We start from the raw sequence: 14472 nt of genomic DNA, 5'->3' as shown, positions 1-14472 counted from the left end.
AAGAACATCCCGAGTCATCGCCCCGCCGCCCTCTCGACAGTGTGCGCCGACGCCGCAACTCGTGCCCAGGTGCCCGGAGGACATACCGTTTCCAGGTCGAAGTCCTCGCACACTCGCGCGGGCCGGTCATCGACTTGCGTCAGGTCGTAGACCACGATCGCCACCACACCCAGCCCAGCTGCGAGACCCAGTGCGAACCCCACCGGATCGGCACATCCACGCGGAGGTCGCACCGTGTACACGTACTGATAGCCCAGCTCGCGGGCATGCCGTGCCACGGCAACGGCGTGCCGGGGCGCGTCCAGCCCCGACACCTCACCCCGCACCAAGCCAACGGCCTTCGATCGATCGGCGCCGGGCTGACTTCGTGTCGTATCGAGTTCTGTCACTTCAGCATTCGTCATCGCTTCGAACCTTCCGTCTATGGTTGACCCGATGACCGGGGCCGCTGAGGGCCACCACGCGGTTCGCGCCGGTGCGATCCCGGCAGTGTCTCGGACGAATCGCACACGTTTGCAAAAGGATTGTGCGGCTAGTGGATCCGAGGTTTCCCGGTCATCGGGGCGACTCCAAGTAGACCCGAAAAAGTTGCTGCTGGACGGAACGCAGCGGACTTTCCTTCGAATACACTGGGCGTCCACTGTGGGGCGGTTCTTCGTAGATAGGTCCAGTTTGGGCCGAATCAGATAGCGAGGCTAAATAATGGTCAGTGGTTCAACCCTTCCTCGACGCGCGCTCGGTCGTCGGTTTCGCGATTTGCGGACCAAGGCCAAGAAGAGCCAGCTGTCGGCGGGATTGGCGATTGAGGTATCAAAACAGGGCATCGGACGACTGGAAGACGGCCAAGTCGTCAGAATCAGCACAGCGCAATTCCGCGACCTGCTCGATTTCTACGGGGCAGATGAGGATGCCAAGACGGAGGTGCTCGGCCTCCTTCAGGAAGTCAAGGCCGCCAAGGGTGATTCGTCCAGCGGCTGGTGGCGTGCCTACGCCGACGTGGTGAATCCGCATTTCGATCACTTCATGAGCCTCGAGCAGGCATGTTGCCGGATGACGAGCTTCCACCTCACGTTGCTGCCCGGCTTGCTTCAGACTCCTGCGTACCGCAGATGGCTTGTGGCGACAGCCGATCCGGCGATGTCCGCGGTGGATGTGGAGCGACGACTCGAATTGGCCGCGCGGCGGCAGCGCAGGCTGGTAGAAGACCCAGATTTTTCGCTCGAAGTACTGCTGTCGGAGTCGGTGTTGCGGCACCAAGTCGGAGGACGAGGGGTGATGAGCGAGCAGTCGAGGCACCTCGTGGAGGTCGGGCGTCTGCCGAACGTGTCCATTCGGGTCATCCCATTCGATGCTGGTGGGCACCTCGGATTGGTGGTCCAGTCGTTCACCCTGTTCGACTTCCCGCCTCTGCATGCCAGTCGGATGGCAGAACCTCCGGTGGTGTTCGTGGAGGGCTTCACAGGCGCATTGTTCCTGGAAGACGATAGTGTGATCGAGCGCCACAAGGCGGCGCTGGCAGGCCTCCGGCAGGTGGCATTGAGCGAGGATGACACCAGGGTTCTGGTGCAGCAAATTGCAGAGGAGTACGCCGCGTGAGCGTGGACTTGTCCGGGGCGAAGTGGTTCAAGAGCCGACACAGCCAGCCAAGTGGGGACTGTGTCGAAGTTGCCTTCGTAGACGGGGGCGTCGGCGTGCGCGATTCCAAAGACCCGACCGGACCAGCATTGGTGTTCGCACCGGGCAAGTGGGACGCCTTCACCGCAGCCGTGAAAGAGAACGAGTTCACCTGGCCTGCCTGACCAATCGAACCACGCAGCAGACGACAGCCCGATCTTCGCCCATGGGCGAAGATCGGGGCCTTCCTCTCCCAGATCCCCGAATTGCACCGGACGCGAGGGAACGATGCCCATGGTCGTCGGCAAGTAAGGTCAGTGGGTCGTCTGCTAGAGTGTGCGCATTCTGAGCCGTCGCAGGTGGAGAGGGTGGGGATGGGGCGTCGAATCACGTTGATGCTGCTTGGTTTTGTGCTTGCAGCAAGTACTGTTGGCTGCGGAACCACCACGGGCGGTTCTGCCACCACAAGCACCACCGCAGCCAAGGCCCTGTTCAATCCGTGCACGGAGATTTCCGATGATGTGCTGCGGGCAGCGGGCCTCGATCCCGCGACCGAGGAGCCCGGCATCGCCGGAGTGGATCAGTCCGGCTGGGAGATCTGTAGCTGGGATGCACCCAAGTACCTCATTACAGTATTTTCAACTGGACGCACTGTGTCAGAATTCGAGCGGAAGCCCGGAAACATCGAGTTCAAGGATGTCACAGTCGCGGGTCGTCAAGGTCGGCAATTCAAGGTCGATGGCGCCACGAAAGACCTCGGTTGCGACATCTTGTTCCCGGCATCCCAGGGCGTGACCCAATTGAGAATCCTGAACAAGGCAGCAGCGTTGGGCGATCTTACCGATGATTCGTGCACGATGCTGTATCGCGCAGGAGATTCGCTGGTTCCAGCATTTCCGAATTGATCTGGGAGGGGAAAGATGAGCCAGAACGACGCAAATCTCTGGCGGCAGCTAGCAGAAAAGGCTCGAGCGGGGGAACTTTACCTGGATGACGAGAATGCCGCGTATCTTTGCGCGAAAGCCTGTGATAAACGTTTGGATGATCTGGTGAAGCTGCTGGCTTTCGCGCGAAACGCCCAGAACGTCTCAGGTTTTGGCGATTTCAAGATGGCGGACGATTTGGCCAAAAAGTTCGTGAAGCAGGCGACGGGCGACCCAAATTCGATAGACCAGGTCATCGCTGAAGACATCGAGACCGTGAAGAACATGCGTGAGGTCATGGCGATCTCGTTCAAACGCATCACTGGTCAGGACATCGAGAACGCCGCCGCGATCGTGAACGAAACCGGGCAGGTGGGCTGACGATCGGCAACCCATTCGGTGGCCGAGACGATCCGGAAATTCGCTGTGGGGGAGCGGGTTCGGTGCTGCGAGTGACCGGTCCCCGGCCGACACGGCCTCGAAGTCCGAAAGTGGGTGGAATCGGGGCGGTAGCCGTGACAATCGGAGGATGGGCCAGGCGCTTGCGCCAGGACGAGGAAGAGCCGGGCGGGCTGCTGAGGGGGCACCGGGATGGGAAAACGACGTGGTCGCCGCGGATCGGATGCGGCGGCGTTGATGTTCATGGCCACCGTTGCCACGCTGGTGGTTGCACCCAAGGTCGCGGACATCGCCGCACGGCAAGCCGCGGCACTCGCTTCTGTCGGGGCCTGTGTGCTGGCCGTCGCCGCCGTGCTGGCGGCGCGGCATCGCCGCCAGGTGCGTGCTCGCGATGACGCGCGGGCGCTGTCGGCGCTACGGCAGAACTCGCTGAGTCCTTCCGAGTTCGAGGAGGCGCTGGCCGCGTTGTGTCGCCGCGACGGGTGCACCGATGTCCGGGTGGTCGGCGGATCCGGTGATCTGGGCGCCGACGTGATCGCGCAGGCACCGGACGGCCGCCGAATCGTGCTGCAGGCCAAGCGATACCGCAACGGCCGCAGCGTGGGCAGCCAAGACGTGCAGCGCTTCGGCGGAACCGCGCACACCATCCACGGCGCCGACGTGGCGGCCGTGGTGACCACCGCGCACGCGTTCACCCCGCAAGCACGCGCGTATGCGGCCGAGGCCAGGATCCTGCTCATGCCAGCAAAAGCGCTCGCAGCCTGGGAATCACAGACCGGGCCGACTCCCTGGGATTGAGCCCAAGATCCCGTGGCCTCGTCTTGCGGTCAGCAGTTTGTTGAGAACGATCGCCTTATCGACACCGAACAGCGATGCGGGCGCTGGCTACGGGGGCGTGAAACCGTCTGGCCACTGTGTGGTGCGGTCGTAGGTGATGCGGGTGAGGTCCGTGCGGGTGAGGTCCGCGCCCCTGAGATCCGCGCCGGTGAGATTGGCCCCGATGAGTTTCGCGCCAGTGAGGTTCGCAGCACCGAGGACGGTGTTGATGAGGCTCGCACCGGTGAGGTCGGCATCGGTGAGATTCGCGTACGGGATGAAGGCGCGGGTGAGGTTAACCATTGTGAGGTTCGCGCGGGTGAAGTCCGCGTGGGAGAGCATCACGTCGGAGAAGTCGCCCTCTGCCAGGCAGGTCAGGCGTAGGTCCAGCTTGTCGGCGAGGGGTTCGGGACCGAGGACGCGACGTGTGATGACAGTCAGCACCGCCTGGATGTCGGCGGGTATCGGCTGGAGTGGACTCTGGATCCGGCATTCGCTCGCGTTCGTGTGGGTGCGCAGGAACGCTGAAAGCATCGCAAAGACGGTCGGGTGATCGGCGGGGGAGTCTTTGGCGAGACGCTCCAGCAGGTAGATACCCGACAGGCGGACATCGATCTTGTCGGAGGCAAGTTGTTCTGCCGCCAGGCGAAAGCGGTCGGTCACCGCTGTTTGCTGCGATAGGGAATGCTGGCTGTTCGTCGCGCGCAGAGACTGAGCGGTGAACCACAGGGCACCAGCGGCGGTGAGCGTCGCGCCGAGCGTGGCCATTGTCGTAGCCATTGCCGCTACTTTCGGCCACCCCGACCAATGCAGCAATCGACCAGCTCGGGATGGTCGGGACGCGGGGGGCCTCAGCGAACGTCCTCGGCCTGCGACTAGACCGCGCCGCGATGGCGTTCCCCCGTGCTCATGCGTCATCTCCTTCGAAAGCGCCTGCCACTACGGTAGTCAAGATCATGCACTCGCTTGGCCGACTCGCGAGGAGGATCCGGGACTCACCCTGTTCCAACGGCGTGAGCTGGCCTTTGGCCACTGCTGTCCAAACTTCATTGCCCAACCGCACCAGTTACCGGGTGTCGAGAATCGTTCGGTTCTTGGATACCCCGGCGCCTTGGCACAGTCTGGTCCGGAAGCCCAGGTCACCTGCACCGACCATGTGTCGATGTCGCGGCGGGCGATGAGCCGGTCGATCTCTGTGCGCGAACGTACCGGGGTGTCGGAGTCCGGCGGGGTGGACCGCCCGGCCGAGGCCGGGACCGTCGGTGCGTCCGAGGACCCTGGTTGGGCGGTGTGGAACCGGACGGTGAGGTCCGGTGGCTGCACCCCGATCCTCGTGCCCAGGCGCGACTACCAGTCCCGTCCGACCGTGATCGAGGTCGCAGACCCGGACGCACCGCAAGAGTAGAACACCCCGGCGAGCTGGTTGCCTGGTAACAACACGAGACCGGGAGTGGCGCCCGGTAGATGATCCAAGGTTGAGTTGTATTCGGCGGTCCGCGCCGATTCCCGGGCGGGGCTGAGCAACAGGGAGATCGAGCGTAAGCACGGCGTCGGGTGGTGCACCGTGGCTGCTGCCTCGTCGTCGTGTCCTGCTGCGCGCAAGCCCTATCCGTGGCGGGGGTCGAAGCTGGATCCCTTCGAGCCGGCGCCCAACCCGAATGGGATCAACGCCAGAATCCCGGAACGGCCCCACCCATAGCACTTCCGCCCCATGAGTTTCCTGGCACCGCCGGGCCGAATACAGGGTGGCATGATCGGACCATGGTTTCCCCTGCCCGTGCTCGGTATGCCGCGCTCGTCGCCGCTGCCGCAGCTCCGGTCCTCGCCGCATGTTCCGGCACCGACTACACACCCACCGAGTCTTTGTCGGCCACAAGCGCAGCGCCGGCCTCCACCCCAGCCTCGCCGTCCTACAACGTCGGAATCATCGGCAACGAGATTGATGTGATGACTTCGACCGCAAATCCGGTCGATCTGTTGCACATATATAACAGGGTTGCTCAGACTATGCGCCGCAGAGTCGACCTACCCGAGGGCGGATATCGGGTACAGATCAACTGCTACAGCCTGAACTCGGACAAGTACGGTAAGCGTTTGGCCAACGGGCACATCGATGTTGGCAAAGATGGCGCCGCGCCGAACGGTGACCTGGGAGGATTTTACGAAGTCGTTCCTGGCGCGGACTGCCCATAGCTTTGCGTGGCGGGCGCGGTCAGCGGGGTGTCCGGCGCTCGAGTGGCGGCGATCCAGGAGCGCGGCAACCGCTCGAAGAGCTCGCCGACGCACTGCGACTATCTGCGGTAACTCCTTAGCGCTGGATCGGGCGGATTCGCTCCTCGCCCCCGTCACGCTGGGCAACATAATGTTCGAGCCCGTCGAGGATCCGCTGTAGACCGAAGCCGAAGTGGTCGAAATCGGTCGAGAACGCGTCCTCCGAGAGGGCGGCCATGATGGGATAGCGGCCAGTGGCTATGGCCCGGTCCAGCACAGGGACCTGTGCCTGCCAGAACTCCGCGTCGGTCATGCCCGACTTGCGTTCGGCCTCTTGCTGATACAGCTGCGTGCGGGCGACGCCGAGCACGTGGCCGGAGATCATCATGACCACCGAGACGAGTTCGCGATCGGGCAAGCCCATCGGCCGGATCGCGCCCAGCACCTTCTCCAGGCCTTCCATCGCCCCGGGTCCGAGCACTGGACGCGACTGGTTGATATCCGTCAGCCAGGGGTGCCGCCGATACTGCGCAAGTGATTCGTAGGCGAGGGTTTCCAACGCGGCCCGCCAACCGCCGACAGCTTCGACCCCGCCGTCGACGGGTCGTTGCACCTTGTCGAGCATCAGATCCAGCAGTTCGGCCTTGCCGGGCAGGTACCGGTACAGCGACATGGTGCCGGTACCGATCTCGGTCGCGACCCGGCGCATGGTCACCGCGGCCAGGCCCTCGGCGTCGGCCACTTCGACCGCAGCGTCGACGATCCGGTCCAGGGTCAAACCGGGTTTCGGCCCTCGGCTCGGCTGGGGACCCGAGCCCCAGAGCAGGTCGAGGGTGCGGGCGATGTCGCCGCTGCCGCTGGTCTCCGCGCTGGCCATGGGGTCAGCTTATCCGCTTGGCAAGAAACTGGGTACGTTGTACCCTGAACCGAGTACATTGTACCCAGTTTTGGGTAGGTCATGGGAAGGTAAGTAGTGAACGATTTCGCGGTCCTCGCCGAAGGACTGGAAAAGAGATACGGGGACAAGCGGGCCCTGGACGGATTCGATCTGACCGTGCGCCGCGGCACGGTGCACGGGTTGCTCGGCCCGAACGGCGCGGGCAAGACCACCGCGGTGCGTATCCTCTCGACGCTGATCCGGCTGGACGGCGGTCGCGCCGACGTGGCCGGGCTGGACGTCGCGCGCAACCCGCATGAGGTGCGGGCGCGCATCGGGCTGACCGGCCAGTACGCGGCCGTCGACGAGGTGCTCACCGGGCGCCAGAACTTGGAGATGTTCGGCAGGCTGTTCCATCTCGGTGGTCGGCGTGCCAAGCAGCGGGCAACCGAACTGCTGGAGCGCTTCGACCTGACCGAGGCGGGGGATCGGGGGGTCGGCAAGTACAGCGGCGGCATGCGCCGCAGGCTCGACCTGGCCGCCTCGATGATCCTGGCACCGGATGTGCTGTTCCTCGACGAACCGACCACCGGTCTCGACCCGCGCAGCCGCGGCGAGGTCTGGGAAGCGGTGCGCGCCTTGGTCGCCGATGGCACCACGGTGCTGCTGACGACCCAATACCTCGAGGAGGCGGACAAGCTCGCGTCCCGGATCACCGTCATCGATCACGGGCGCGCCATCGCCGACGACACCCCGGACGGGTTGAAGAGCACCGTGGGCGGCGACCGTATCGAGGTCGTGGCCGCGGACATCGCCGACCTGCCCGCCGTCGCCAAGGTCGTGGCGCGGGTATGCGACGGCGAGCCGGACACCGACGACGTCGAACTGCGCGTGTCGGCGCCGGTCACCGATCGCGTCGCGGCGCTCACGGAAGTCGCACGCACTCTGCAGGACGAAGGGATCGACGTGGAGGACATCGGCCTGCGCAGGCCCAGCCTCGACGACGTCTTCCTCCAGTTGACCGGACATCGCACCACCACCGAGGAGGCTGCCCGATGAGTACGTTGGATCTCACCCCGAGCCGCTCGCGGTCGCGCGCTTACTGGGCGGTCGCCGACTGCTGGAATATGCTGCGCCGCGGTCTGACCCACTATCAGCGCCAGCCCGTGAACATCGCCTGGCAACTCGGGTTCCCGATTCTGTCGGTGCTGATGTACGGGTACGTGTTCGGCAGCGCCATGAGCGTGCCGGGCGGCGGCGACTACCGCAGCTTCCTGATGCCGGGGATGTTCGCGATGACGATGGCCTTCGGGTTCGTCAACACCGCGTCCGTGGTCGTCTACGACGCCACCAACGGTGTCATCGACCGCTTCCGCTCGATGCCGATGGCGTCGTCGGCGGTGGTGTCCGGGCGCGGGGTGACCGATCTGATCGTCGCCTGCGCCGAGCTGACCATCCTGATGCTGACCGCCTTGGCGATCGGCTGGCGCCCCGAGGGCGGTGTGCTGCGCGGTGTCTCGGCATTCGGGCTGCTGCTGTTGCTGCGCTTCGCGCTGATCTGGGCGGGCGTGTGGCTCGGGTTGCTCGTGCCCAACCCGGAGGCTGCGGGCGGACTGTTCGCGGTCGCCTTCCCGCTCACCATGATCTCGAGCATTTTCGTTGCGCCGCAATTGATGCCGGACTGGCTGGGCGCCATCGCCGCGTGGAACCCGATCTCGTCCACGGTCGCGGCGACTCGCGAGTTGTTCGGCACCCCGGTGGGCAGCGGTGATTCCTGGGTGGAGCAGCACTCGCTGCTGATGGCGGTGGTGTGGCCGTTGATCCTCACCGCGATCTTCCTACCGCTGGCGGTGCGGCGATTCCAGCGGTTGAGCCGCTGATCCGCGATCGCGCGTGAACCCTTTCGGCGCCTGGCATTTCGAGCCGGGCGCCGAAAGCAGGGGGTACACCGGGCCGACGTACTGCCGGTGAGCAAGCGCATCCGGCAGCCGTTATGACAGAGCGCGGTGACGAGTTGGAAGCGCGTATCGGCCGCGAGTGCGCGGTGCGAGGACTCCAAGCTCGCGGGCTCCGACCGCGAGCACGCCGAAGCGTCCCTGCTGGCGTTATCGCTGCCGAGCCGATCCGAACATGCGCGCGGTGCTGATCACGCTGTGGTGGGTGACAGAACGCCTCCTGCGGCCTCGATGCAATGCGCGTACGCTTATGTGTCGACACCATTCAGTGAGGTGTGCCACCGGTTCGCCGGGAGGTGGATATGCTCAGCGCTACCGAGCAGTTCAGCAGGGAACGCGCCCCATGCGGGAAGCTGAGGGGCGGGGCTCGTCACCGCGAAGACGACGAAGCGGGCTTGATCATCGAAGATCTGCGTTACGACTGTGGCTGCCGCCGGATTCGGCACGTATTCCACGACGGCAGCATTCGGATCAGAATCGTCCGTCATGACGGCAAGGTCCTGATGGACGAGCACAGCGCCGACCACGAGGCCTGACAGACGCCCGGTGGTGCCACTATGACGACCCCTTTTCACCATGTCGTGATCGTCGGCGGGGGCGGCGCGGGCCTACGTGCGGCCATCGCCATCGCGGAACACAACCCGCGGTTGAGTATCGCGATCGTGTCCAAGGTCTATCCGATGCGCAGCCACACCGTCTCGGCCGAGGGTGGGGCCGCCGCAGTCGCCGGTCGCGACGACAGCATCGAAGAGCACGCATACGACACCGTCTCCGGCAGTGATTGGCTCTGTGACCAAGACGCCGTCGAGGCCTTCGTCGAGGAAGCACCCCGAGAGCTGCTCCGGCTGGAGCATTGGGGCTGCCCATGGAGCCGCCAGCCGGACGGGCACATCGCGGTGCGGGCATTCGGCGGCATGACGAACAACCGCACCTGGTTCGCAGCCGACAAGACCGGTTTTCACTTGCTGCACACCCTGTTCCAGACCGCACTGTCCTATCCGGACATCGTCAGGTACGACGAGTGGTTCGCCACAACATTGCTCGTCGACGACGGCAAGGTGTGCGGCATCGTGGCGATAGAACTGGCCACCGGACGCGTCGACACCATTCTCGCCAGCGCTGTCATCGTGTGCACCGGTGGCTGCGGCCGGGTGTATCCGTTCACCACCAACGCCAATATCAAGACCGGCGACGGTATGGCATTGGCCTACCGGGCAGGCGCGCCGCTCAAGGACATGGAGTTCGTCCAGTACCACCCGACCGGCCTTCCGCTCACCGGCATCTTGATCACCGAGGCGGCGCGCGCGGAAGGTGGCTGGCTGCTGAACAAGGACGGTTACCGCTACTTGCAGGATTACGACCTCGGGACGCCCTCTCCGGTGCCGGTGTCGCGAAGCATGGAACTGGGACCACGCGACCGGCTGTCGCAGGCATTCGTGCACGAACTCGACAAGGGCCGGACCATCGGCACACCGTACGGACCCGTCGTCCACCTCGATATACGCCACCTCGGTGCGGATCTGATCGACACGAAGCTACCGTTCGTGCGCGAGCTGTGCTCGAAGTACCAGAACATCGACCCGGTCCGGGAGCTGATCCCGGTTCGCCCCGTCGTCCACTACATGATGGGCGGCATTCATACCGACATCCATGGCGCGACACCACTGGAGGGGCTGTACGCCGCCGGAGAGGTCGCCTGCGTCAGTATCAACGGCGCCAACCGACTCGGGTCGAACTCCCTGCCCGAGCTGCTGGTCTTCGGTGCGCGAGCCGGTCGTGCCGCGGCCGAGTACGCGAGCACGGCCACCGCCGACCAGATGCCGGCGATCCTGGCGCGCGGCCGCGCCGAACGGGATCGGCTGGAACGTGACCTCACGCGACACTCCGAGGGATCCGAACGCATCGCGCACATCCGCACCGAGATGCAGGAGACGCTGGAGACCAGTGCCGGGATCTACCGGGACGGTCACTCCCTGGCCGAGGCGGTCGACACGTTGCGCGAGCTTCGCGATCGGTTCGGCACCGCTTGCCTCGATGACCACAGCCGGGCGTTCAACACCGAACTGGTGGCGATGCTGGAGCTGTCGTGCATGCTCGATGTGGCGGAATGCATCATCGCCTGCGCGCTGGCGCGGGAGGAATCCCGGGGCGCGCACCAACGGACCGATTTCCCCGCCAGGAACGACCAGCGATTCCTGGCTCATTCAGTGATCCATCGAGAGCCGGACGGCTCGGGCCGCGTCTCGTACCTCCCGGTCACGATTACTCGCTGGCCACCCGGCGAGCGCGTATACGGGAGGTGATGGCGATGGTAGACCGGATAACCTTGCAGGTCGCGCGTTACCGACCGGATCGAGAGGACGAACCGGTACTGCAGTCCTACGAGGTTCCGCTGCGCAAGGAATCGACGGTGCTCGACGGCCTGAACTACATCAAGGACTACCTCGACGGAACGGTCTCCTACCGGTGGTCCTGCCGGATGGGCATCTGCGGTAGCTGCGGCATGACCGTCAACGGCGAGCCAAGCCTGAGCTGCGCCACCTTCCTGACCGACTACGCGCCGGGGCCGGTGCGGGTCGAGCCGTTGCGCAACTTCCCGGTGATCCGGGATCTCGTCATAGAGATCAGCGACTTCATGCACAAGCTGACCGAGGTCGAGCCATGGTTGATCAGGGAGGAACACCGGCCACTCGAGGACGGCGAGTACCTGCAGACACCGTCCGAAATGGACGACTACAAGAAGTACAGCATGTGTATCAACTGCATGCTCTGCTACTCGGCCTGTCCCGTCTATGCGCTCGATCCCGAGTTCCTCGGTCCGGCGGCGATCGCGCTGGCCCAACGCTACAACCTCGACTCGCGCGATGAGGGAGCCGAAGATCGGCGGGACGTTCTCGCGTCGGCCGAGGGAGTATGGTCTTGTACCTTTGTCGGCGAGTGCACCACCGCGTGCCCCAAAGGAGTCGACCCGGCCGGCGCGATCCAACGCTACAAGCTCACCGAGGCCACGCAATCGCTCCGAGATTTGCTCATGCCTTGGCGGGCGCGATGACCACGACACCCCGTTTGTACCGAAAGCCGATCTCCACGTTCTGGTGGGTGCGACGCCGCTCATACCTGATTTTCGTCCTGCGCGAACTCAGCAGCGTGTTCATCGCCTGGTTCGTGGTCTACCTCCTGCTTCTGGTCAACGCGGTCAGTTCAGGAAGCGAGGAGTACCGGCGGTTTCTGAACTGGAGCGCGGGCCCGGGGATGCTCGCGTTGAACATGATCGCCCTGCTGTTCGTGCTTCTGCACACGGTCACCTGGTTCCACCTCGCGCCCAAGGCGATGGTGGTGCGGGTGCGGAGCCGGCGCGTCGCACCGGCCGCGATTGTTGGACTGCACTACCTGCTGTGGGGTCTACTGACGGCGATCGTGATGTTGGTGGTGCTGCGATGACGAACAGGAAGTCCCTGGAACCGTTGGTGTGGCTGCTGTTCAGCATCGGCGGGATGGCCGCCGCGCTGCTCGTACCGGTGCTGCTGTTCCTGTTCGGCCTCGCCTTCCCGCTGGGCTGGCTTTCCGCGCCGGACCACGCATACCTGCTCTCGGTGTTGCGCCATCCGGTCACCCGGCTGGTCCTTTTCGGGCTCTGTGTGCTGGCTCTATTCCATTGGGCACACCGCTTCCGGTACATGCTGTACGACGGCTTGCGGCTCGAGCAGTTCAGCGGGTTGATCATTCTGGCCTGCTACGGCGGGGCCGTCATCGGCTCGGGAGCTGCCGCGTATTTCCTGCTCTCCGTCTAGCTCAGGAGACTGCTGATCCGGGGGTGCCGATGATCGAGCATCTGATCGCACTGATCGCTGGGCAGATTCGTTCGGATTGCCCGCTTTTGTTCCCGAACACGCGAGCCAGGAGATCGTCGAGTTCGATGGCCAACCGTGCGGTGCAGTGCCGCGTGACGCCTCGAGACTGGCGGGGCCAATTGCCGTGCTGGGATCGCATATTCGACATCGCGGCCCGATCGTGTGTTGCCCGGACTCAACGGCGGGAGTTCGGATCCCACACCATCGCTGCGGCCGCACCGCCGAGCAGAAGCACGACGATGGCCACGATTACCACCCACAGCAGTACCACAGCTACTTCTCTCCAGTCATCCCCGTCCGCACCATATGGCTTGTTATCCCAAGGCGGACAATTACTTTCGTGCTCGCCAGCATTCTTTACAGGCAGGGCGACCGCCGCGACTCGAGGCGAAGATTCTGTGGTGTTGCAGCACAACGGACTCCTGAGGTTTGGGATACGTCTGGTAACGCATACCGTGCCCGTCACATTTCTCGCCCGTGGTTCGTCTGACAGATGACCCGGTCACGAACATGAGGAGGAGCGAATGTCGTCTGCGCAGGAAGCGAGCAACAAAGCAATCTTCACGCGTTTTCACGACGCCATGAACACTGGGGATCCGGAGGTGATCTCGCAGACGATCGATGAGATTGTCGAGCCCGAGGTGCTGCTGCGCATACCGCTGCCGGTTGCGGCAACGGGGGCGCATGCGGTCAAGCAGGTCTGGGCGATGCTCCTGCGGGTCTTTCCCGATGTCCACGTCGCGGTTCAGGATTTGATCGCGGCCGGGGACACGGTTGTCGGCCGGTCGGTGGTCACCGGGACCCACGAGGGCGAGTTCATGGGTGTGGCCCCAACCGGCAAGTCCGTCACCTACAACGAGATCTTCATCTTCCGCTTCGCCAACGGTCGGATCACCGAGATTTCCGGGGTCGTCGACGGTTTCGCGCTCATGCAGCAGCTCGGCGTCGTCCCGGTCCGAGCGACCGGCGTCCCGTCTGCGCCACAACTATGACACACCCGCCAGAGAGGCCAGCGCCACCTCGGTGACCGCCTGCCGCGCTTGCTGGGCGGTCCCGGGGTGCCGGTAATAGTCGACCCAGAACAGGTCTGCGCCGCGGCGGACCACTGCTGAACCGTGCGCGGTACCGCCCTGGCCCTCCTCGCTGTAGACGGTGCAAGCCTCGTTCCCGAGGCCACTCGCACCGTGGAACTGCCCGGCTACAGCGGTGCCTTTGCAGGAGTGGGCGAGTGCGGCCGAGGCTCGGTCGGCGCCTGAATCCCAGCCGACCTGGCCGTAGCGGAGAAGCCGTACGTGCAGGAAGCCGTACATGTCGGAACCGATGGGACGGTTGTCTGCGGTGGAGTAGTCGCAGGCGGCATCTGATCCCGACGAGTAGATCGACTCGGTCTGCCGGACTCCATCGGGCACCAGCTGCTCGAACAAGGTGGGTCCGATCGCCGCGCACAGGTCCGCCGGGGCTGCGGCGGGTGGGTGGGATCTCTCCGACCAGGCTTGAAGTTTCAGGTATCCGGCGAATCCCGCGACGACGAGAATCGCGACGGTCAGCGGCAACAGGCAGCCCCACCGGCGGCGCGGTGTGGACGGCGGCATGTGTTCCTCCATCGTCCCAATTCTCCGTGCCGCGCCTCGGCCGGTTGCTCCCATGCCGAGGACGTATCATCGAAGACCAGGGATAAGGGGAGAAGACCGTGGCCGAGCAGGATCCGGATACAGCGGCAGACCCACGTGCCCGCTGGCGGCGCTTGCCGCCGGAACCAGCCCAGTGGATTGCGGAAACGGCGGTCGAGCCCACGTCCGCGAGCTATACGGTGCCCAACGTCGACC

At 64.6% G+C, this 14472-nt stretch carries 19 protein-coding genes; 15 read left to right on the top strand and 4 right to left on the bottom strand.

Going from position 1 to position 14472, the window contains the following annotated elements:
* Positions 1–14 precede the first annotated feature (14 nt).
* The gene (locus OHA40_RS33925; RefSeq protein ID WP_330230884.1) at positions 15–404 is read right to left on the bottom strand and encodes a hypothetical protein; all 390 of its coding nucleotides are present in this window, start codon (positions 402–404) and stop codon (positions 15–17) included.
* Positions 405–702: 298 nt separating this feature from the next.
* Here OHA40_RS33925 and OHA40_RS33920 point away from each other — a divergent pair, with 298 nt between their 5' ends.
* From OHA40_RS33920 to OHA40_RS33900, 5 genes are all read left to right on the top strand, one after another.
* Positions 703–1596: a helix-turn-helix domain-containing protein gene (locus OHA40_RS33920; protein WP_330230883.1), complete on the top strand. Its 894-nt coding sequence runs from the start codon at positions 703–705 to the stop codon at positions 1594–1596.
* Positions 1593–1799 (top strand): DUF397 domain-containing protein, encoded by a 207-nt coding sequence (locus OHA40_RS33915; RefSeq protein ID WP_330230882.1) that lies wholly within the window; start codon positions 1593–1595, stop codon positions 1797–1799. Before OHA40_RS33920 ends, OHA40_RS33915 begins: the two co-directional genes overlap by 4 nt.
* 210 nt (positions 1800–2009) lie before the next feature.
* Positions 2010–2519 (top strand): DUF3558 domain-containing protein, encoded by a 510-nt coding sequence (locus tag OHA40_RS33910; protein ID WP_330230881.1) that lies wholly within the window; start codon positions 2010–2012, stop codon positions 2517–2519.
* A 15-nt stretch (positions 2520–2534) separates the two neighbouring features.
* Entirely contained in the window at positions 2535–2918 is a 384-nt protein-coding gene (locus tag OHA40_RS33905) for a hypothetical protein (RefSeq protein WP_330230880.1), read from the top strand.
* 210 nt (positions 2919–3128) lie between these two features.
* On the top strand, positions 3129–3734 hold the full coding sequence (locus OHA40_RS33900) for a restriction endonuclease (protein ID WP_330230879.1): 606 nt from the start codon (positions 3129–3131) through the stop codon (positions 3732–3734).
* Positions 3735–3821: 87 nt separating this feature from the next.
* Here the strand turns inward: OHA40_RS33900 and OHA40_RS33895 are convergent, their stop codons facing one another.
* A complete protein-coding gene (locus tag OHA40_RS33895; protein WP_330230878.1) occupies positions 3822–4520 on the bottom strand; it encodes a pentapeptide repeat-containing protein in 699 nt (232 codons plus the stop codon).
* A 343-nt stretch (positions 4521–4863) separates the two neighbouring features.
* Here OHA40_RS33895 and OHA40_RS33890 point away from each other — a divergent pair, with 343 nt between their 5' ends.
* Both OHA40_RS33890 and OHA40_RS33885 read left to right on the top strand, forming a co-directional pair.
* The gene (locus tag OHA40_RS33890; protein WP_330230877.1) at positions 4864–5157 is read left to right on the top strand and encodes a hypothetical protein; all 294 of its coding nucleotides are present in this window, start codon (positions 4864–4866) and stop codon (positions 5155–5157) included.
* Positions 5158–5513: 356 nt separating this feature from the next.
* Positions 5514–5945, top strand: a complete 432-nt coding sequence (locus tag OHA40_RS33885) for a hypothetical protein (protein WP_330230876.1) — start codon at positions 5514–5516, stop codon at positions 5943–5945.
* A gap of 115 nt (positions 5946–6060) precedes the next feature.
* Here the strand turns inward: OHA40_RS33885 and OHA40_RS33880 are convergent, their stop codons facing one another.
* A complete protein-coding gene (locus OHA40_RS33880) occupies positions 6061–6840 on the bottom strand; it encodes a TetR/AcrR family transcriptional regulator (protein WP_330230875.1) in 780 nt (259 codons plus the stop codon).
* 96 nt (positions 6841–6936) lie between these two features.
* On the opposite strand from OHA40_RS33880, the gene OHA40_RS33875 reads away from it, so the two are divergent.
* The 8 genes from OHA40_RS33875 (at position 6937) to OHA40_RS33840 (ending at position 13638) form a co-directional block, all read left to right on the top strand.
* Entirely contained in the window at positions 6937–7899 is a 963-nt protein-coding gene (locus tag OHA40_RS33875) for an ATP-binding cassette domain-containing protein (protein ID WP_330230874.1), read from the top strand.
* Positions 7896–8720 carry an ABC transporter permease gene (locus tag OHA40_RS33870; RefSeq protein ID WP_330230873.1) on the top strand — a complete coding sequence of 275 codons (825 nt, stop codon included), beginning with the start codon at positions 7896–7898 and terminating at the stop codon, positions 8718–8720. The genes OHA40_RS33875 and OHA40_RS33870 overlap by 4 nt, the downstream gene beginning before the upstream one ends.
* Positions 8721–9097: 377 nt before the next feature.
* The gene (locus OHA40_RS33865) at positions 9098–9331 is read left to right on the top strand and encodes a hypothetical protein (protein WP_330230872.1); all 234 of its coding nucleotides are present in this window, start codon (positions 9098–9100) and stop codon (positions 9329–9331) included.
* A gap of 21 nt (positions 9332–9352) precedes the next feature.
* Positions 9353–11098 (top strand): fumarate reductase (quinol) flavoprotein subunit, encoded by a 1746-nt coding sequence (frdA, locus tag OHA40_RS33860; protein WP_330230871.1) that lies wholly within the window; start codon positions 9353–9355, stop codon positions 11096–11098.
* A gap of 5 nt (positions 11099–11103) precedes the next feature.
* Complete coding sequence (locus tag OHA40_RS33855; protein WP_330230870.1) at positions 11104–11847, top strand: succinate dehydrogenase/fumarate reductase iron-sulfur subunit; 744 nt, start codon at positions 11104–11106, stop codon at positions 11845–11847.
* Positions 11844–12236, top strand: a complete 393-nt coding sequence (locus tag OHA40_RS33850; protein WP_330230869.1) for a fumarate reductase subunit C — start codon at positions 11844–11846, stop codon at positions 12234–12236. Before OHA40_RS33855 ends, OHA40_RS33850 begins: the two co-directional genes overlap by 4 nt.
* Entirely contained in the window at positions 12233–12586 is a 354-nt protein-coding gene (frdD, locus tag OHA40_RS33845) for a fumarate reductase subunit FrdD (protein WP_330230868.1), read from the top strand. The genes OHA40_RS33850 and frdD overlap by 4 nt, the downstream gene beginning before the upstream one ends.
* Before the next feature lie 584 nt (positions 12587–13170).
* The gene (locus OHA40_RS33840) at positions 13171–13638 is read left to right on the top strand and encodes an ester cyclase (RefSeq protein ID WP_330230867.1); all 468 of its coding nucleotides are present in this window, start codon (positions 13171–13173) and stop codon (positions 13636–13638) included.
* On the opposite strand, the gene OHA40_RS33835 is transcribed toward OHA40_RS33840, so the two are convergent.
* Positions 13633–14250 (bottom strand): hypothetical protein, encoded by a 618-nt coding sequence (locus OHA40_RS33835; RefSeq protein ID WP_330230866.1) that lies wholly within the window; start codon positions 14248–14250, stop codon positions 13633–13635. The genes OHA40_RS33840 and OHA40_RS33835 overlap by 6 nt on opposite strands.
* Between the last annotated feature and the right edge of the window lie 222 nt (positions 14251–14472).

The organism is Nocardia sp. NBC_00508 (assembly GCF_036346875.1).
Lineage (GTDB): Bacteria > Actinomycetota > Actinomycetes > Mycobacteriales > Mycobacteriaceae > Nocardia.
Note: the sequence above shows the minus strand (reverse complement) of the source record. Positions and strands in the feature narration are given on the sequence as shown.